Source organism: Microbacterium phyllosphaerae (assembly GCF_050628115.1).
Lineage (GTDB): Bacteria > Actinomycetota > Actinomycetes > Actinomycetales > Microbacteriaceae > Microbacterium > Microbacterium phyllosphaerae_A.
On record NZ_CP192502.1, the window covers coordinates 3,315,820 to 3,333,754 of the forward strand.

21 protein-coding genes, 1 tRNA gene and 1 other RNA gene are annotated in these 17,935 nt (G+C 67.3%); 9 read left to right on the forward strand and 14 right to left on the reverse strand.

Translation table 11 applies throughout. The annotated features are described in order from the left end of the window. Positions 1-10 precede the first annotated feature (10 nt). The 3 genes from ACQ4LY_RS15930 to ACQ4LY_RS15940 are packed head-to-tail and all read right to left on the reverse strand — an operon-like array spanning position 11 to position 2,677. Complete coding sequence (locus ACQ4LY_RS15930; RefSeq protein ID WP_431073045.1) at positions 11-1,213, reverse strand: acetyl-CoA C-acetyltransferase; 1,203 nt, start codon at positions 1,211-1,213, stop codon at positions 11-13. Positions 1,214-1,251: 38 nt separating this feature from the next. Continuing rightward, positions 1,252-1,902, reverse strand: coding sequence for a 3-oxoacid CoA-transferase subunit B (locus tag ACQ4LY_RS15935; RefSeq protein ID WP_431073047.1), 651 nt, complete (start codon positions 1,900-1,902; stop codon positions 1,252-1,254). A 1-nt stretch (position 1,903) separates the two neighbouring features. Beyond that, entirely contained in the window at positions 1,904-2,677 is a 774-nt protein-coding gene (locus ACQ4LY_RS15940) for a CoA transferase subunit A (RefSeq protein ID WP_431073049.1), read from the reverse strand. A 105-nt stretch (positions 2,678-2,782) separates the two neighbouring features. Here ACQ4LY_RS15940 and ACQ4LY_RS15945 point away from each other — a divergent pair, with 105 nt between their 5' ends. The 4 genes from ACQ4LY_RS15945 to ACQ4LY_RS15960 are packed head-to-tail and all read left to right on the forward strand — an operon-like array spanning position 2,783 to position 5,782. After that, positions 2,783-3,571 carry an IclR family transcriptional regulator gene (locus tag ACQ4LY_RS15945; RefSeq protein ID WP_431073051.1) on the forward strand — a complete coding sequence of 263 codons (789 nt, stop codon included), beginning with the start codon at positions 2,783-2,785 and terminating at the stop codon, positions 3,569-3,571. Positions 3,572-3,613: 42 nt separating this feature from the next. Continuing rightward, positions 3,614-4,051 (forward strand): MarR family winged helix-turn-helix transcriptional regulator, encoded by a 438-nt coding sequence (locus ACQ4LY_RS15950; protein ID WP_431073053.1) that lies wholly within the window; start codon positions 3,614-3,616, stop codon positions 4,049-4,051. After that, positions 4,042-5,274, forward strand: coding sequence for an MFS transporter (locus ACQ4LY_RS15955; protein ID WP_431075709.1), 1,233 nt, complete (start codon positions 4,042-4,044; stop codon positions 5,272-5,274). Before ACQ4LY_RS15950 ends, ACQ4LY_RS15955 begins: the two co-directional genes overlap by 10 nt. A 34-nt stretch (positions 5,275-5,308) precedes the next feature. Next, on the forward strand, positions 5,309-5,782 hold the full coding sequence (locus ACQ4LY_RS15960; protein WP_431073055.1) for a YbaK/EbsC family protein: 474 nt from the start codon (positions 5,309-5,311) through the stop codon (positions 5,780-5,782). A gap of 5 nt (positions 5,783-5,787) precedes the next feature. Here ACQ4LY_RS15960 and ACQ4LY_RS15965 read toward each other — a convergent pair whose 3' ends face one another. Together ACQ4LY_RS15965 and ACQ4LY_RS15970 are read right to left on the reverse strand one after the other, a co-directional pair. Then, a complete protein-coding gene (locus ACQ4LY_RS15965; protein WP_431073057.1) occupies positions 5,788-6,168 on the reverse strand; it encodes a hypothetical protein in 381 nt (126 codons plus the stop codon). Between the two features lie 142 nt (positions 6,169-6,310). Continuing rightward, a tRNA-Lys gene (locus tag ACQ4LY_RS15970) sits at positions 6,311-6,383 on the reverse strand. 147 nt (positions 6,384-6,530) lie between these two features. On the opposite strand from ACQ4LY_RS15970, the gene ACQ4LY_RS15975 reads away from it, so the two are divergent. Together ACQ4LY_RS15975 and ACQ4LY_RS15980 are read left to right on the forward strand one after the other, a co-directional pair. Next, a complete protein-coding gene (locus tag ACQ4LY_RS15975) occupies positions 6,531-7,328 on the forward strand; it encodes an inositol monophosphatase family protein (protein ID WP_431073059.1) in 798 nt (265 codons plus the stop codon). Between the two features lie 13 nt (positions 7,329-7,341). Beyond that, on the forward strand, positions 7,342-7,908 hold the full coding sequence (locus tag ACQ4LY_RS15980; protein WP_431073061.1) for a hypothetical protein: 567 nt from the start codon (positions 7,342-7,344) through the stop codon (positions 7,906-7,908). A gap of 51 nt (positions 7,909-7,959) precedes the next feature. On the opposite strand, the gene ACQ4LY_RS15985 is transcribed toward ACQ4LY_RS15980, so the two are convergent. Continuing rightward, positions 7,960-8,274 (reverse strand): hypothetical protein, encoded by a 315-nt coding sequence (locus ACQ4LY_RS15985; protein WP_431073063.1) that lies wholly within the window; start codon positions 8,272-8,274, stop codon positions 7,960-7,962. Between the two features lie 86 nt (positions 8,275-8,360). Here ACQ4LY_RS15985 and ACQ4LY_RS15990 point away from each other — a divergent pair, with 86 nt between their 5' ends. Then, positions 8,361-9,215, forward strand: coding sequence for a transposase (locus ACQ4LY_RS15990; protein WP_431073065.1), 855 nt, complete (start codon positions 8,361-8,363; stop codon positions 9,213-9,215). Positions 9,216-9,306: 91 nt separating this feature from the next. Here the strand turns inward: ACQ4LY_RS15990 and ssrA are convergent. Then, positions 9,307-9,676: a transfer-messenger RNA gene (ssrA, locus tag ACQ4LY_RS15995) on the reverse strand. Between the two features lie 142 nt (positions 9,677-9,818). On the opposite strand from ssrA, the gene ACQ4LY_RS16000 reads away from it, so the two are divergent. Further along, a complete protein-coding gene (locus tag ACQ4LY_RS16000; protein ID WP_431073067.1) occupies positions 9,819-10,487 on the forward strand; it encodes an SIMPL domain-containing protein in 669 nt (222 codons plus the stop codon). A gap of 6 nt (positions 10,488-10,493) precedes the next feature. On the opposite strand, the gene hflX is transcribed toward ACQ4LY_RS16000, so the two are convergent. Then, positions 10,494-12,005 (reverse strand): GTPase HflX, encoded by a 1,512-nt coding sequence (gene hflX / locus ACQ4LY_RS16005; protein WP_431073069.1) that lies wholly within the window; start codon positions 12,003-12,005, stop codon positions 10,494-10,496. Between the two features lie 68 nt (positions 12,006-12,073). Here hflX and ACQ4LY_RS16010 point away from each other — a divergent pair, with 68 nt between their 5' ends. After that, positions 12,074-12,715, forward strand: coding sequence for a class I SAM-dependent methyltransferase (locus tag ACQ4LY_RS16010; protein WP_431073071.1), 642 nt, complete (start codon positions 12,074-12,076; stop codon positions 12,713-12,715). Positions 12,716-12,733: 18 nt separating this feature from the next. On the opposite strand, the gene ACQ4LY_RS16015 is transcribed toward ACQ4LY_RS16010, so the two are convergent. From ACQ4LY_RS16015 to miaB, 6 genes are all read right to left on the reverse strand, one after another. Then, positions 12,734-13,396: an HAD family hydrolase gene (locus tag ACQ4LY_RS16015; protein WP_431073073.1), complete on the reverse strand. Its 663-nt coding sequence runs from the start codon at positions 13,394-13,396 to the stop codon at positions 12,734-12,736. After that, complete coding sequence (gene dapF / locus ACQ4LY_RS16020) at positions 13,396-14,268, reverse strand: diaminopimelate epimerase (RefSeq protein WP_431073075.1); 873 nt, start codon at positions 14,266-14,268, stop codon at positions 13,396-13,398. Before dapF ends, ACQ4LY_RS16015 begins: the two co-directional genes overlap by 1 nt. A 22-nt stretch (positions 14,269-14,290) precedes the next feature. Further along, positions 14,291-14,734, reverse strand: a complete 444-nt coding sequence (locus ACQ4LY_RS16025) for a GNAT family acetyltransferase (RefSeq protein ID WP_431073077.1) — start codon at positions 14,732-14,734, stop codon at positions 14,291-14,293. A gap of 27 nt (positions 14,735-14,761) precedes the next feature. Beyond that, positions 14,762-15,289, reverse strand: a complete 528-nt coding sequence (locus tag ACQ4LY_RS16030; protein ID WP_431073079.1) for a dihydrofolate reductase family protein — start codon at positions 15,287-15,289, stop codon at positions 14,762-14,764. 64 nt (positions 15,290-15,353) lie between these two features. After that, positions 15,354-16,292: a tRNA (adenosine(37)-N6)-dimethylallyltransferase MiaA gene (gene miaA, locus ACQ4LY_RS16035; protein WP_431075710.1), complete on the reverse strand. Its 939-nt coding sequence runs from the start codon at positions 16,290-16,292 to the stop codon at positions 15,354-15,356. Between the two features lie 14 nt (positions 16,293-16,306). Further along, the gene (gene miaB / locus ACQ4LY_RS16040; RefSeq protein WP_431073081.1) at positions 16,307-17,854 is read right to left on the reverse strand and encodes a tRNA (N6-isopentenyl adenosine(37)-C2)-methylthiotransferase MiaB; all 1,548 of its coding nucleotides are present in this window, start codon (positions 17,852-17,854) and stop codon (positions 16,307-16,309) included. Between the last annotated feature and the right edge of the window lie 81 nt (positions 17,855-17,935).

Here is a 17,935-nt window from a genome sequence, read left to right on the forward strand (position 1 = left end):
GGAGCGGCGCTCAGCGCGTGAGGATCAGTGCCTCTCCCTGACCGCCGCCGCCGCACAGTCCGACAGCCGCCGTACCCGCACCGCGCCGCGCGAGTTCGTGAGCCGCGTGCACGACGAGGCGAGTGCCGGATGCGCCGATCGGATGTCCGATCGCGATGCCCCCGCCATGGATGTTGACGATCTCGCTCGACAGCCCCAGTTCGACCTGCGACCGCGCCACGACTGCACCGAAGGCCTCGTTGATCTCGACCAGGTCGAGATCCGACGGTGAGATCCCCTGCTTTTCGCATGCCTTCTCGATGGCTCGCGCCGGCTGCGCCTGCAACGAGTTGTCCGGACCCGCCGTCTGCCCACTGGCGCCGATCGTCACGAGCATCGGCCACCCCTTCGCCTCCGCCACTGCGCGGGTGGTGACGACGACCGCTGATGCACCGTCGGAGATCTGCGAGGAGTTGCCGGCGGTGATCGAGCCTCCCTCGGCGAACGCCGCCCGAAGGCCGCCCAGCGATTCGACGGTCGTGTCGGGACGGATGCCCTCGTCTGCCGACACGCGGAGGTCCTCGCGACGACGCTGAGGCACCGAGACAGCGACGATCTCGTCGTCGAACACTCCGGCCTTCTGCGCCGCGGACGCTCGCTGATGAGACAGTGCGGCGACCGCATCCTGCGCCTCGCGCGTCAGCTCGTAGCGGGAGTTGTGTCGCTCGGTGGAGGCCCCCATGCTCTCGCGGTCGTATGCATCGGTGAGACCGTCGTAGGCCATGTGGTCGAGCACCTCGACGCTCCCGTACGTCCAGCCGTCGCGAGAGCCCATCAGCAGATGAGGAGCGCGGGTCATGGATTCCATCCCGGCCGCGACGACGACCTCCGCGTCTCCCGTGCGGATCATCCGGGCCGCATCGATGATCGCGGTGAGGCCGGAGAGGCAGACCTTGTTCACCGAGTGCGCAGGCACGTCCCAGCCGATACCCGCACCGATCGCGGCCTGACGTGCGGCGTTCTGTCCTGAGCCCGCGGCGAGCACCTGACCGACGATCACCGCGTCGACATCGGCCGGATCGACGGATGCCTGCTCGAGGGCTCCGCGGATCGCGAACGCTCCGAGCTGCGGCGCGGTGAAGCTCGCCAGCTGGCCCTTCAGCCGCCCCTGCGGGGTGCGGGCTGCGGCGACGATGACGATGTCCTCGCGGTCGGTGTGATCGTGTGCGGTCATCTCTGTCCCTCTGTCCTGTCGTTCATGAGTCCTGACGTTCAGCCCCGGTGCAGCGCGTCGGCGATGAGGAGCGGCGGTTCGGTCGCGGCCACGACCTGCTCCACGGTGGCTCCCGGTGCCAGCTCGACGAGCACGAGCCCTCCCTGTGTGACGTCGATCACTGCGAGGTCGGTGATGATCCGATCCACGACTCCCCGCCCGGTGAGCGGGAGCGAGCAGTCCCGGACGATCTTCGCCGAGCCGTCCTTGGCGACGTGCTCCATGAGCACGATCACGCGGCTTGCGCCGTGCACGAGATCCATCGCCCCGCCCGGGCCCTTCACCATCTTTCCAGGGATCATCCAGTTCGCGAGGTCACCCATCGCCGACACCTGCATCGCTCCGAGGATCGCCGCGTCGATCTTGCCGCCGCGGATCATCCCGAAGCTCAGGGCCGAGTCGAAGAACGCCGCCCCGGCAAGGACGGTCACCGTCTCCTTGCCCGCATTGATGAGGTCCGGGTCCACCGAGTCCTCCTGCGGATACGGACCGACACCCAGGATTCCGTTCTCCGACTGCAGGACCACGGTCACCCCCTGCGGCACATGATTCGGAACGAGCGTCGGCAGACCGATGCCGAGGTTGACGTACGAGCCGTCCTGCAGTTCGGCCGCTGCGCGAGCGGCCATCTCGTCACGCGTGAGCGCCATGTCAGGCTCCTTCCGCGGCGACCGTGCGCCGTTCGATGCGCTTCGCGATGTCGCCGCCGACTTCGACGACCCGATGCACGAAGACGCCGGGCAGGTGGACGCGATCGGGATCGAGCTCGCCGGGTTCGACCAGCTGCTCGACCTGAGCGACGCAGATCCGCCCGGCCATCGCGGCGAGCGGGTTGAAGTTGCGTGCGGCCTTGTTGAAGATCAGGTTGCCGTGCCTGTCGCCGACGAGCGCGTGCACGAGGGCGAAGTCGGTGCTGATCGCCTCTTCGAGCACATACTCATGCGGCTCTCCCGCGACCTCGAAGCTGCGCACGTCTTTGGGAGCGGATGCCACGGCCACCGTGCCATCCGGATTGTAGCGTCGGGGCAGCCCGCCCTCGGCGACCTGGGTCCCCACTCCGGTCTGCGTGTAGAACGCGGCGATCCCGGATCCGCCCGCGCGGAGCTTCTCGGCGAGCGTTCCCTGGGGCGTCAGCTCGAGCTCGAGCTCACCCGACAGGAACTGGCGTTCGAACTCCTTGTTCTCACCGACGTAGGACGACGTCATCTTGCGGATGCGCTGAGCGGCCAGCAGGACCCCCAGCCCCCAGTCGTCGACACCGCAGTTGTTGCTCACGATGCTGAGGTCGCGGGTTCCCTGCGCGAGAAGGGCCTCGATCAGGGCGATCGGATTGCCGGAGAGCCCGAATCCGCCCACCGCGAGCGAGGAACCGTCCTCGATGTCCGCGACGGCCTCTGAGGCCGATGCCCACTGCTTGTCGATCACGCGTGCTCCTTCGAAGACGTGCCTGAGTCCAGCATCCGCCCGCGGGCGCCCTTGACGGAAGGCGACTCTTGCGATGTGGACGCTTCACGACGTAGCGTCCACATTATGGAATCCGTTTCGCGCAGCGTCCCCGGCGCCCAGGCCATCGCACGGGCCGCCTCGCTCCTGAGACTGGTCACCGCGGGCGGCCCCGACGGCGCGTCGCTGCAGGAACTCGCCCGCTCTGCGGATCTGTCGCGATCGACCGCCCATCGAATCCTGTCGGCGCTGCGAGCCGAGGGGCTCGTCGACCGCGATGCCGAGAGCACGAGGTGGATGCCAGGGCCCGAGCTGTTCCTGATGGGCTCCGTCGCCGCAGCGCGCTATGACGTGACGGCACTGGCTCGCGACATCGTGCGCTCACTCGCGGTCAAGACGGAGGAGAGTGCCTTTCTCTCGGTGCGGCGCGCGGATGAGACCGTCTGCCTGCTGCGCGAGGAGGGGTCCTTTCCGATCCGCTCCTTCGTTCTGAGTGAGGGCGTGCGCTTCCCCCTCGGCGTCGCCAGCGCGGGGCTCGCCATCCTCTCCTTCCTTCCTGACCACGATGTGGACGCATATCTGGAGAGACATCCCGACCTCGAGACCGCCTGGGGGCGTCCACACGGAGAGAGCCCGCTTCGCACGAGGATCGCCGAGACCAAGGAGCGCGGCTATGCCGTCAATCCCGGGCTGATCGTCGAGGGCAGCTGGGGCCTCGGTGCTGCGGTCTTCGACAGGTCGGGCCGACCCGAATGGGCACTGAGCCTGACCGGTGTCGGCTTCCGGTTCGGCCCCGATCGGATCGCCGATCTGGGGCGCACCCTGCTCGCTCACGCACACCAGCTCTCCGCGCGGATCGCGGGCTCACGGCGTTGAGCCTGCATCCCTTTACATACCATCGGGTATATACTCAATGGTATGCAACGCCAGGAAGTCATCCCCTCGCTCGTGCTCTCCGGGTACGCCCTGGGCCGAATAGCCGCCAAAGACGCCGGGAATGAGGCGCCGGCCGCTCAGTGGCGGGTGCTCAACCTGCTCGAGCAGTCCGGACCGAGACGCGTGGGCGAGCTCGCGGCCGCGGCGCGGACGACACAGCCGGGAATGACCCGGCTGATCGGCACCCTGGAGCGCGAGGGCCTCGTGCTCCGCTCCCCCGTCGCCGAGGACTCCCGGGCGATCGCCGTGGCGATCACGTCTATGGGCTCGGACGCGCTGAAGGCCTGGCGTGCGGAGTTCCGCGACATCCTGACCCCCCGCTTCGCGGGCCTCGACGACGACGAGTGGAGCATCCTCACCCGCGCCGCGGAGATCCTCGCGGCGCACACCGAAACCGACTCGACAGGAGCATCAGAGTGAGCACCACCACCACCTCAGTGTGGAAGCAGCCAGCACAGGTATGGGCGGTCGCCTTCGCCTGCGTCGTCGCGTTCATGGGCATCGGCCTGGTGGATCCGATCCTGCCCGCCATCGCCGAGTCGCTGCAGGCGAGCCCGTTCGAGACGGAGCTGCTGTTCACGAGCTACCTCGCGGTGACAGGACTCGCGATGCTCGTGACCAGTTGGATCTCGTCTCGTATCGGAGCGAAGAAGACGCTCCTGATCGGACTCGCGCTCATCGTGGTGTTCGCCCTGTTCTGCGCGCTCAGCGGCAGCGTCGATGCCGTGATCGGCTTCCGCGCAGGCTGGGGGCTCGGCAACGCGCTGTTCATCTCCACGGCGCTCGCGACCATCGTGGGCGCAGCGTCCGGCGGCAGCTCCGCGGCGATCATCCTCTACGAAGCCGCCCTCGGTCTCGGCATCGCGATCGGACCCCTCCTCGGCGGACTGCTCGGCGAGCAGAGCTGGCGTGCGCCGTTCTTCGGAGTCGTGGTGCTGATGGCGATCGCCTTCCTGGCCGTTCTCGTCCTCCTCCGTGGTCCCGGCGAGAAGCGCACTCCCGTCCCGTTCTCGGCACCCTTCAAGGCTCTCGGCCGCCCCGCGCTGGCGATCCTCGCCGTGGCCGCGTTCTTCTACAACATCGGGTTCTTCATCCTCCTCGCCTTCTCGCCGTTCCCGCTCGGCTTCGGCGCGATGGGCATCGGCTTCACCTTCTTCGGGTGGGGACTGGCTCTCGCCGTCACCAGCGTGTGGGTGGCTCCCCTGCTGATGCGTCGGATGTCGCGTACCAGCGTCATCCTCAGCGTCCTGCCCCTCCTCGCGATCGATCTGATCGTCGCGGGGTTCCTGGTCGAATCCGCGACCGCACTCGTCGTGTGCATCGTCATCGGCGGACTGCTCCTCGGCGTCATGAACACCGTGCTCACAGAAGCCGTGATGGAGGCGACCGACCTGCCTCGTTCGGTCGCATCGTCCGCGTACTCCTCGGTGAGGTTCCTCGGCGGCGCGATCGCCCCGCCGCTCGCCGCGGCCCTCTGGCACGCGTTCAACGCGACGATCCCCTACGTCGTCGCCGCGGTCGCCGTCCTCATCGCAGCCCTCACCGTCTTCCTCGGCCGCAGGATCCTCTCGCACATCGACGACGAGCCCGAGGACGCCACGACCGAGGACGCCGAGGCGATCCTGATCGGCGACGCCGCCTGATCCGCGAGTCTGCTGAGTTCGGTACCGTGAGCCCATGAGCGCCCTCCCCGAACGCAGCAGACTCGTCCAGCAGCATCTCGCAGAGGCGGGCGTCGAGTCGGGTATCCGTATCCTCCCGGACTCCGCCCGCACCGCCGCCGAAGCCGCAGCGGCCATCGGATGCGACGTCGCAGCGATCGCCAACAGTCTCGTCTTCGTCGCAGACGGATCCCCCGTGCTCGTGATGACGAGCGGCGGCCACCGGGTGGACCTCGAGGTCCTCGCCCGGAGCATCGGCGCAGACGCCATCGGGATGGCACCGGCATCCGTCGTCCGCGAGGCGACCGGGCAGGCGATCGGTGGTGTCGCACCGGTCGGGCACCCGGCGCGGTTGCGAACCTACATCGATGAAGCGCTCGGTGACCACCCGCAGATCTGGGCCGCCGCGGGCCACCCGCATACGGTCATGCCGCTCACCTTCGAGAGCCTGAGGATGCTCACCGACGGCGAGGTCATCGCCGTCGACTGAGCGGGTCACTTGACCGTGACGGTGATCTCCGCGGTCTCCTGATCGCTGACCTCCTCGGGAACGGACCCGCGGAACTGGTACTCGAACTGAATCACCGTCGTGCCGTCGCCGACCGGCGCGAAGCGATACGACAGCTGGCTCGGAGCGCCGGCTTCGCCGTCCTCGCCGAGGTACCGGGAGCGTTCGTCTCCCGACCCCAGCACTTGCGGGTCGGGCTCCTGGGTGATGACCCACTCATCGCCGACCGTGTGGTTCACCTCGCCGAAGTCGACGACGAGCGCTTCGCCGGGTGCCAGCGTCACGGAGGACGTCGTGTGGTCGACCGTCTTCTCCATCACCGCGGAACAGCCGCTGAGCGCCAGCCCGACGACCGCCGTGACAGCCACGACGGCGCACCTTGCCACCAGTATCCCCATCGCCATCCCCTTAGCGTTTGCATCAAACTAGCGCACAGGACGCGATCCGGGCAGTAGCACCGCGGACGCGAAAAAGCCCCGATGACTGGCGAGAGTCATCGAGGCTGATCCGTGCACCCCCTCGGACTTGAACCGAGAACCCACTGATTAAGAGTCAGTTGCTCTGCCGATTGAGCTAGAGGTGCGTGGCCCGGTGAATCCCCCGGCCGAGGAATTACATTACCAGCCGATGGCCCCCGTGCGAAATCGAGGCGGGTCCATCGCGTCCGCCGCGCGTGTCGCCATGAGTCCACCCCTCTCTGAGGCCGCCATCGGCCGGTTATCCTAAGAGAGTGACCGCCTCCCCCAGCGCCGACGACCTCTCCCGCGACCTCGAGCTCGCCCTCCGGCTGGCCGACGCCGCCGACGCGCAGTCGTTGCCGCGATTCGACAGTCCCGACCTCGAGATCTCGACGAAGGCCGACCACTCGCACGTAACCGATGCCGACCTCGCGACCGAACGAGCGATCCGCGAGATCCTCGCGTCCGAGCGCCCGGAAGACGGGATCTTCGGCGAGGAGTTCGGCGCACAGGGAAGCACGCATCGTCAGTGGATCATCGACCCGATCGACGGCACGGCGAACTTCCTCCGCGGCGTACCACTCTGGGGCACCATGATCGCGCTCGCGATCGACGGCGTTCCACAGGCCGGAGTCGTCAGCATGCCGGCGCTCGGCCGGCGCTGGTGGGCAGCCGCAGGATCCGGCGCATGGACGGCGACGGATGCCGAGCCCCGCCGCATCCGCGCATCCTCGGTGTCATCTCTCGATGACGCGAGCGTGAGCTTCCAGAGCATCGCGCAGTGGGCGGAGTCCGGACACCTCGATCAACTGCTGAAGCTCGCCGACCGCGTCTGGCGGGACCGCGCATACGGGGACATCTACGCGTACATGCTGCTGGCAGAGGGACGCATCGACATGGTCGCCGAGTTCGGCGTCAAGGAGTACGACGTCGCAGCCGCCGTGCCGATCGTGCGAGAGGCCGGTGGCCGCATGACCGGGTTCGACGGCACCGAGACGATCTCCGATCTCTCGACACTCGCCAGCAACGGCGTCCTCCACGACGCGTTCCTCGAGCTTCTCCACGACTGACGAAGGCACCGCGATGATCACACGCACGACCTCCGCCGCATTCGGCGCACTGCTGCTCGCAGTGGCGCTCACCTCGTGCGCCGGCACACCTGACGCGGAGGCGACCCCGACTCCGAAGGCTCCGAAGCCGTCCCCCACTGCGACCGCTGAGCCGGTCGCGACGCAGCCTCCGGAGACCGCGACGGAGGCGACCTGCGACACGATCGTGTCTGCGGGCACCGTGCAGGCGCTCACGGACGCGGGGTGGACGTTCGAGGAGAAGGAGTTCGTGATCGGTGACGTCACGCTCTCCGAGGGCCTGCTCTGCTTCTGGGCGGACTACACGGTCGCGTCCGATCACGGCCAGCTCTACGGGTGGTCGGAGATCTCCGCCGACGACGCGGCCCAGGCGCAGTCGTCTCTCCTCTCACAGGGGTGGACCCGCGAAGACGGCTCCGACGGCATCTACATCACAGAGAACCCGCAGTTCTCCATGGGCACCGACGAAGACGGCTACGGCATGACGTACCTCTTCGGAGACGGCTGGGTGAAGTTCGCCGACACCCGTCAGGGGCTCATCCTCATCGAGTGGGCCGGCTGACGCCGCTTATCCCTCCTGGGGCGCACGGCCCTCGGTCGACTCGCCGAGCGATCACGGAGCAGGCGTGTCGATGACCTCGTCGACCAGAAGGATGCCACCCGTCGAGTTGACGGACTGCATGAGGTCTTCGATCCACCGCGCGTTCAGCCGCGGCTGCTCCGGCTCGTCGAACGTGAATCGGAGCGGGATGGATGGGTGGATCCAGATCGTGGATCGCCCGCCGGGCTCCCCTTCCGGATGACGCCAGGACAGGGTGAAGCTCTCCTGCCTGCGGAGCTTCGTCGCGATGACGATCTTCAAGTGCGCGAGCGCGCGATCCTCGATATGGATCGGAACATCGGATGCTCCGTAGAACAGCGTTGCCATGCGCCCAGAATACTGGTTGTAGCGCGAGGCGCCGAGCAGAACCGGCGTCACTGAGCTCGGGTTTCTCGCGGTGTATCGTCTCTCGCATGGAGCCCTCTCTCGCAGACATCGCTGTCGAGCTCTATGTCGGGCCTCCGGCTGGATTCGTGGCCGCACGTGACGCCCATGCCGCCGAGACCGCGGATCCGGCCCTGGCAGCTCGAATCCGCGCCCTGAAGAAGCCCTCGGTCGCGGCATGGGTGGTCAATGTGTTCGCACACGAGCGCGCCGCCCAGCTGGCCGAGGCACTGCACCTCGCACAGGAGCTGCGAGAGGCGCAGGAGGATCTGGATGCTCGGGCGCTCTCCCAGCTCGGCCGTGACCGTCGTGCGCTGACGAGCAGGCTCGCGACTGCTGCCACCGAGCTCGCCGAAGCACGAGGCGAGCGGATCACGGCTTCCACTCGGGAGGCTGTCCAGCAGACGATCACCGCTGCGTTCTTCGACCCGACGGCCGCGGCTGCCGTCGCCTCCGGCCGACTCATCCGCGAACTGGAACCCTCGACCGCTTTCGCCGAGCTCGCGGACACCCTCGTCGGCGGAGGTGCGCCCGTCCTGCCCGAGACCACCGCCAGACCTGTCGACGAGGTCAAGGCGCGCCGCGATCGTCGAGATGCGGAACGAGCCGTGCGCGATGCGGACAGGGCGCATGAGCGCGCTGTCCGCGACGCCGCTGCGGCGGACCGCGCTCTGCGCGTCGCCTCGCTGCGAGTCGAAGAGCTGGATCGGCGCCAGCGGGACCTGGAGGCGGAACTTGAGACTGTCCGGAACGACGCGAAGCGCGCTCGCGCCGAGGTGCAGCATGCTGGCGAGGAGCAACAGGAGCTCGCTCAGCAGATCAGCGACACCGAAGCTTCGTCGCAGGCCGCGCAGGCAGCTCTGGATGACCTCGGCCGCTACTGAGCAGAGCTGCGATCGCAACGTCCGTGCACAGAAGAACCCCGAGGTCGACACCTGCGTGCCCATCTCGGGGTTCTCTCTCGTGACAGCGACCTGGTGGAGCTGGGGGGAATCGAACCCCCGTCCAACGCTGAGTCTCCACGCCTTCTCCGGGCGCAGTCTGTGCAGACGTTCTACTCGGCTCCGACCTTTGTCACAGACACCTAAGTCGACAAGCCCAGCCTGGGAAGAGTCCCACGTGACGTCCAGACGCCATCACGCAGCAAGATTCCTAAATGACGCCAGGATCCGTATCGGAATCACATACGGCCTGACGGACTATCGGGCTCGCTTATGCAGCGAGGGCGAAGTCGTTGCGCTTGGTTTCGGCAACTATTGTTTTGCAGAGAGCGTTTACGAGATAACTCTGCATCCTCGGCCCGCTTCTCGTGGATTCACAGGCGCTGTCGAAACCGATCAGCCCCGTGGTCCTTCTCTCGAAGGAGCCGCTGTCACTCTGTGGAATTTCCAACTCGGGAACCGGAGTACCCGAGCATCACAGACTACAACGTTCGTCGCGGCTTCGCCATTCCGCTCGTGCGCCAAGGGCTGGCGTAGAGTCACCCCATGAGCGAAGTCACCGTCACCGTCCGCGGCGAGCATGAGGCGCGGGTCGCGCCGGAGCGCGCCACCATCCGTGTGAGCGTCCGCGCCGAGGGGCCGGAACGTGCCTCCGTGGTCGACCGGGCGATGAAGCTCGCCGAACCGGTGCGCGACGGCATCACGACGCGCAAAGAGGCCGGAACCGTCGTCGAGTGGACGAGCAAGCGGCTCTCGGTTCGCGCCGAGCGCCCATGGAACAACGAGGGCAAGCGACTGGCCCCGGTCTACTACGCGAGCATCGACTTCACCGCGACCTTCGCAGAGGCGTCTGAGCTCTCCATCTGGGTGTCGGACGTGTCGCCCTGGGACGGTGTCGAGGTCGGCTGGGTGAATTGGCACCTCACCCCTGAGACGAACTCCCGGATTGAACGCGAGGTCGCCGCCGAGGCGGTCGGGGTGGCCGTCGCGCGAGCTCAGGCGTACGCGACCGCCCTCGGGCTCGGTGACGTGATGCCGATCGAGATCGCGGATGTCGGACTGATCGCCCCGACGCCCGCGCCGCCGTTCGCAGGCATGGCGAAGGCGCGAGGATCCGCGCTCGCGTCCGCCGATGCCGGCAGCGCATCGATGGAGTACGAGCCGGACGAGATCGTCATTTCCGCCACCGTCGAGGCGCGCTTCCTCGCGCGCTGAGACGACTCAGGCGTCCGCTGCGAAAGGAGCGAGGTCGGCCGCCAGACGCTCGGACACCCGAGCATGCACGGCGGTGCCGTTCTCCCGATGCTCCACCGACAGCAGCATCCCGGTCTCGTGGATCGCCGCGACGAGATCGCCTCGGTCGTAAGGGACGACCGCGTGCACCTCGACCGCGGGCTTCGGAAGAGCCTCCTCGATGGCTGCTCGGAGCTCCTCGACGCCCTCACCTGACCGCGACGAGACGAAATGCGCCTTCGGTTCGAGTCCGCGCAGCACGAGTCGTTCGCTGTCGTCTATGAGGTCGGCCTTGTTGAACACGACCAGTTCGGGCATGTCCCGCACACCCACGTCACCCATCACGTCGCGGACGGTCTGCAGTTGACCGGCGGGATCAGGGTGCGCACCGTCGACCACGTGCAGCACGACATCTGCGTCGCCGACCTCCTCAAGCGTCGACCGGAAGGCCTCGACGAGCTGGTGCGGGAGATTGCGGACGAACCCGACCGTGTCTGTGAGCGTGTAGACGCGCCCGTCCGAGGTCTCGGAACGGCGCACGGTGGCATCGAGCGTCGCGAACAGGGCGTTCTCGACAAGCACACCCGCGCTGGTGAGCGCGTTGAGAAGACTCGACTTGCCCGCGTTCGTGTAACCGGCGATCGCCACGGACGGGATCGTGTTGCGCTTGCGTTCGGCGCGCTTCGCCTCTCGTGCGGGACCGAAGTCGCGGATCTGGCGGCGCAGGAGCGCCATCTTGGTGCGGATGCGGCGACGATCGAGCTCGATCTTCGTCTCACCGGGACCACGTGAGCCCATACCGGCTCCGCCGGCACCGACCTGGCCACCGGCCTGGCGGCTCATCGAATCGCCCCAACCGCGCAGACGCGGCAGCAGGTACTCTAGCTGCGCGAGTTCGACCTGCGCTTTGCCCTCACGACTCTTGGCGTGCTGGCTGAAGATGTCGAGGATCACGGTGGTCCGGTCGATGACCTTGACCTTGACGACGTCTTCGAGGGCGCGTCTCTGGCTGGGCGCGAGTTCGGTGTCGGCGATCACCGTGTCGGCGCCCGTGGCGGCGACGATGTCTTTGAGCTCCTGAGCCTTGCCGCGTCCGATGTAGGTCGCGGCATCCGGGTGCGGGCGACGCTGCAGCACACCGTCGAGCACGACCGCTCCCGCGGTCTCGGCCAGAGCGGCGAGCTCCCGGAGCGAGTTCTCGGCATCCTCCTGGGCGCCCTGCGGGTACACGCCGACGAGCACCACGTTCTCGAGTCGCAGCTGGCGGTACTCGACCTCGGTGACATCTTCGAGCTCGGTCGAGAGACCGCCGACGCGCCGTAGCGCATGACGATCCTCGAGGTCCCATTGGTCGCCGTCCGACGAGGCGTGAGACGCCGTCGATCGATCCCGCAGCGCCTGCGCGTCGCCGAAGACACGCGCTTCGATGCGCGTTTCCGCATTCGCGAGCACGCGATCGACTGCTTCGTCACCGGTGGAGTGTGTGGTGGTCTCCGTCATCCGTCCCTTATCTCTGGGTTTTGTTGCGAGCCTTAACCTTAGCCCGCGCTGTCCGCTACGCTCACGGTATGGGGTCCGACCATTACTTCACCGCGGCCCCGGCAAGCCCCGAGAACCTGCGATCGATCCGTGTGACGCTCGCAGGCCGTGAGCTGGACGTCACCACCGCTGGTGGCGTCTTCAGCCCGGATCGGCTGGATGCCGGTACTGCCGTCCTTCTCGCAAACATGCCTCCCGTTCCGCCGGGAGGTCATCTTCTCGACCTCGGAAGCGGGTGGGGGCCGATCACTCTGTCGATGGCACTCGCTGCGCCCCACGCGACGGTGTGGGCGGTCGATGTGAACGAACGCGCACTCGACCTGGTTCGCCGCAATGCCTCGGCTCTCGGTCTCAAGAATGTCAACGCATCCCTGCCTCAGGATGTTCCCGCCGAGGTGACCTTCCGCTCGATCCGTTCGAACCCGCCGATCCGTGTCGGCAAGAACGAGTTGCACGGCCTGCTGGAGAAGTGGATCCCCCGACTCGACGAGCGCAGCGACGCCTGGCTCGTCGTGCAGCGCAATCTGGGCGCGGATTCCCTGCAGCGGTGGATCGGAGCGACATTCCACCCCGGCTTCAGTGTTCACCGGACGGCGACGGCCAAGGGATACCGGGTGCTGAAGGTGCGCAAGCACGGCACTCCGCCGACCGAGCCCATCACGCTCGTCTGACCGATCGCCTCTTCCTGCTCACCGGCGCAGCAGCCCCGGAAGGTCGAGCATGTCTGAGAAGACGGTCGCTCCTTCGCGCGCCAACCAGTCTGCCGGGGTGAGTCCGCCCGCGTAGCCGAAGACCCGCATCCCCGCGGCGCGTGCGGCCTGGACCCCGAATCGGCTGTCCTCGACCACGGCGCAGCGTTCCGGTACGACACCGAGGTGCTCGGCCGCGTGCAGGAAGAGGTCCGGAGCGGGCTTTCCGCTCTGCACATCGTCTGCGCTGAAGATCCGCCCCACGAAGCGCGGGAGGAGTCCGGTCGATCCCAACGTCCGTCGGATCTTCGCATGTGTCCCGCTCGACGCGACGCAGGTCGCCACCGGGATCTCGTCGAGCGCGGCCTCGACGCCCGGCACCGCCGTCAGATCGCGCTCGAACGCGTCGACATACCAGGACTGGTAGGGCGTCTCCCAGTCGTCCGGAAGCGGTCGACCGAGGTATGCCTCGACCTCGGCGCGGAAATACGCGGAAGAGCGTCCCACGAAGCGGTGCAGGATCTGCTCGCGCGACAGCGGCCACCCGAGATCGGCGAGGACCCGACGGTCGACCTCGATCGAGAGCCTCTCGCTGTCGACGAGGACTCCGTCGCAGTCGAAGATGACCAGGTCGATCGGTTCGATCGGTTCGAGCGGCCGCATCAGATCAGGTCGACCTCGCCGCTGAACACGAGCTGGGCGGGCCCCGACAGCGCGACGTGCTCGCCGTCCTCCGCCGGGAACATACGCACCCCGAGCGTGCCTCCCGGCACCTCGACGCGCCAGTTGTGTGGGGCCTTCTCACCCGCCCAGTGGCGGACGGCGAGAGCCGTGGCCGCGACACCCGTGCCGCAGCTGAGCGTCTCTCCGACGCCGCGTTCGGACACCCGCATGCTGACGTGTCCGACCCCGTCGCGCACGAGCGGCTCGCCCGGGACGACGAACTCGACGTTGGCGCCCGCAGGAAGAACCGGTTCGAGCGCCGGAGCGTGGTGCAGCTCCAGCGAGGCCAGTTCGGCTTCGGATGCGAGAGCGACCACGACGTGCGGGTTGCCTACGTCGATGCCCAGCCCGGGGCGGGTGACCGGAAGGCCGTCGGCCGTGACCAGCGGGTCATCGCCGGAGAGCTTCCACAGTCCGAGATCGACCTGGTATCCCGTCTCACTGCGCGTCACATCACGCACTCCCGCGCGGGTGCCGATCGGAAGCGTCGATCCGGGTTCGATGGTGGCGAGGCCGGACCGCACGAGGTAGTGCGCGAACACACGGATCCCGTTGCCGCACATCTCGGCGATCGACCCGTCGGCGTTCCGGTAGTCCATGAACCACTCGGCGTCCGGTTCCTCAGCGAGCGCCGCCCGGCCGTCGGCGATCGCGGCGGAGCGCACGACACGGAGAACGCCGTCGGCCCCGATGCCGAAGTGTCGGTCGCACAGCACAGCGACCTGCTCAGCGCTCAGATCGAGAGCCCCGTCGGGGTCGGCGATGATGACGAAGTCGTTGCCGGTGCCGTGTCCTTTGGTGAATGCGACCATTCGACCAGTCTAGAGATCCCGGCTATGCGTCGACGATCAGACGCTTTCCCGTGTTCGAGACCGAGAACCGCTCGTACCCGAGAGCGTCGTAGAGACCCAGCACTGTGTCGTTGCCCTCGCGGACCATGAGCTGCACCTTCGGGCACCCCAGCGCGAGAAGAAGTCGCTCGGCCTCTCCGACGAGTGCGCAGGCGATCCCCTGGCGCCTGTGCGTCGTCGCGGTCGCCAGGTAGTAGAGCCACCCGCGATGGCCGTCGTACCCGGCCATGACGGACCCCACGATCGCAGACTCTTGCTCCCCTGCCGCGGAATCCTCGACGACGAGGAAGAGCTCGGGCTGTACCGTGAGCTTGCGCTCGATGTCGAGTCGCGGGTCGTTCCACGGACGAGTCAGACCCGCCTCATCCCACAGCGCGACCACCGATTCCGTGTCGGCGCGTTCGAACGCCCGTACCACCCAATGCATGCCTGCAAGTTTAGGATCGATGCCGCATCAGCCGCGCACCACGCGGTATCGCCCGCACATGAAATCACGGTTGCGCGCGACGTCGATGAGCTCGAGATCCAGGCTCCGTGGGAGGAGCGGAGCCCCGGATCCGAGCGTGACCGGCGCGTACTGCACCCACACCTCATCGAGCAGGCCCGCATCCGCGAACTGCCCCGCCAGGTCTCCGCCACCGACGATCCAGAGATCCTCGCCGTCCGCCGCGTCGACCATCTCGCCGTGGACCTCAGCGACGTCGCCCTGCGCGATGCGGATCGCGGCCCCCTCGGGCACTTCGAGGGCTCGGTGCGTGAACACCCAGGTGGGCTGCGTGTAGCCCCAACGCCCGTCTTCGTGTCGCATGACCCACTCGTAGGTCGAGGCCCCCATCGCGAGAGCTCCGATCGTCTTCTCGAAGGCGGCGTAGGCCATCGGGCCGTCGTGGTCGATGTCCTGCTTCAGGAGCCAGTCGAGAGAATGCTGGTCGGTCGCGATGAAGCCGTCGAGGCTGCTCGCCGTGTAGAAGTGGGTGGCCATGCGCTCACCTTCGCATAGACCACCGACATCGGGCACCGGTCGCGGACGTGGCGTCACACGCACATCATGGCTCAAGGAGCGCGGCGGCGTCGACAGGCGGTTCGTGCCAGGTCAGCCCGGGGTAGCGCTTGAACCACGACACCTGGCGGCGGGCATACCGGCGTGTGAGTGCCTGCGTCTCCTCGATCGCCTCGGCACGGGTCAATCGTCCGTCGAGCTGTCCGAGAGCCTGGGCATATCCGATCGCCCGCGAAGCAGTCGCACCACGCTCGAGCCCCTGCTCACGCAACACCCTCACCTCGTCGACGAGCCCGGCCTCCCACATCCTGTCCACTCGAGCATCGAGTCGGTCGACCAGGGTGCCGCGGTCCACCTGCAGGCCGATCAGTCGTGTGTCGCTCTGCCAGAGAGAAGGCTGCTCCGGAAGCGCTGCGCCGTGTGTCGCGCTCCCCTGCTCGAGGACTTCGAGAGCGCGGATGACGCGCCGGCCGTTCCGGGGATCCACCTTCGAGGCAGCTGCGGGGTCGAGGGCTCTCAGCCGCTCGAGCAACGCACCGACTCCATCGGTCTCGAGCTCACGCTCGAGCCGCTCGCGGATCACCGGGTCGCGCGGGGGGAAGTTGAAATCGAAGACGATGCTGGACACGTACAGACCCGAGCCGCCGACGAGGATCGCATCCCCACCGCGTTCCTGGATGCCAGTGACCGCGGCGCGGGCGAGAGGCTGGTACCAGGCCACTGCGGCGTCTTGGTCGACCTCCCGGACGTCGAAGAGGTGGTGCGTGATTCCTCTTCGGTCGGAGGGCGCGAGCTTCGCGGTCCCAATATCCATGCCGCGGTAGAGCTGCATGGCATCCGCGTTCACGATCTCCGCGGGTATTCCTCTCTCGCGCAGAGTCTCGGCGAGGTCGAGAGCGAGGTCGCTCTTGCCCGTACCGGTCGCGCCGACGATCGCCCACAGTCGTGGCGTTCGTGGAACTCCACTCGACTCCGGATCGCTCATGCGAGGAGCTGCGGTCACACGCCGACGCGAAGCGTCGGCAGTCCGAGGGAGACAGCGCGGAGGCCGTCTCCGGTGCTCGGGGCAGGAACGGCGCACGAGTCCGCCTGAGCCCGATCCCAGGCGTCGCCGCCTCGGGTGCGGCGGATCCGCAGGGGCGCTCCGGTCGGATCGTCCGCGAGCAGGTGGAAGGGTGCGGCGTGGGTGATCGTCACAGAAACCACGTCGCCAGGTCGCGGCACCTCAGAGCCTGCCGTGACCTCGAAGTGGACGAGTCGGTTGTCTTCGCCACGACCGGTCAGGCGGTGGGTCTCGGCATCCTTCTTGCCCTCACCTGTGGAGACCAGCACCTCGACCTCACGACCCACCTGCTTCTGGTTCTCCTCGAGGGAGATCCGCTCCTGGAGCGCGATGAGACGGTTGTACCGCTCCTGCACGACGGCCTTGGGGACCTGGTCCTCCATCGTCGCCGCCGGCGTGCCCTCGCGGATCGAGTACTGGAAGGTGAACGCACTCGAGAAGCGCGCCTTCTCGACGACGCGCATCGTGTCCTCGAAGTCCTCGTCTGTCTCGCCGGGGAACCCGACGATGATGTCCGTGGTGATCGCGGCGTTCGGGATGCGGTCGCGCACCCTGTCGAGGATCCCGAGGAACCTCTCACTCCGGTAGGAGCGGCGCATCGCCTTGAGTATCCTGTCGCTCCCCGACTGCAGTGGCATGTGCAGCTGAGGCATGACGTTGGAGGTCTCGGCCATCGCGTCGATCACATCGTCCGTGAAGGCCGCGGGGTGCGGGCTCGTGAAGCGGATGCGCTCCAGTCCGTCGATCTCGCCCGCAGCGCGCAGCAGCTTGCCGAACGCCTGCCTGTCGCCGAACTCGACGCCGTAGGAGTTGACGTTCTGTCCGAGCAGTGTGACCTCGATGGCGCCGTCTTCGACGAGCAGGCGGATCTCGTTCAGGATGTCACCGGGGCGGCGGTCCTTCTCTTTGCCTCGAAGACTGGGAACGATGCAGAAGGTGCACGTGTTGTTGCACCCGACCGAGATGGAGACCCAACCGCTGTGGGCGGAATCACGCTTGGTCGGGAGAGTCGACGGGAACACCTCGAGCGATTCCAGGATCTCGAGCTCAGCATCGCCGTTATGCCGCGCGCGCTCGAGGAGTCCCGGAAGAGAGCCCATGTTGTGGGTGCCGAAGACGACATCGACCCACGGGGCCTTGTCGAGCACGGCCTGCTTGTCCATCTGAGCGAGGCATCCGCCGACAGCGATCTGCATGCCGTCCTTGCGGCGCTTGACCCCCGCGAGCTGACCGAGCGTTCCGTAGAGCTTTCCCGAGGCGTTGTCACGCACCGCGCACGTGTTGATGATCACGACATCGGCCTCGTCGCCGTCTGCGGCGCGGACGTACCCTGCGCTCTCGAGTGATCCTGACAGTCGCTCGGAATCGTGGACGTTCATCTGGCATCCGAAGGTGCGCACCTCGTAGGAGCGGGTCCGTCCGTCGGCGTCTATTGCTGCCGACGACGAACTGATGATCGTCGGCTCACTGCGCGGGATAGTCATGGTTCCACCATTCTACGAGCGCATCCGACCAGCGTCAGCGGTGGAGCGATGTGTGGCGGATATCGAGGATCAGACGGATCG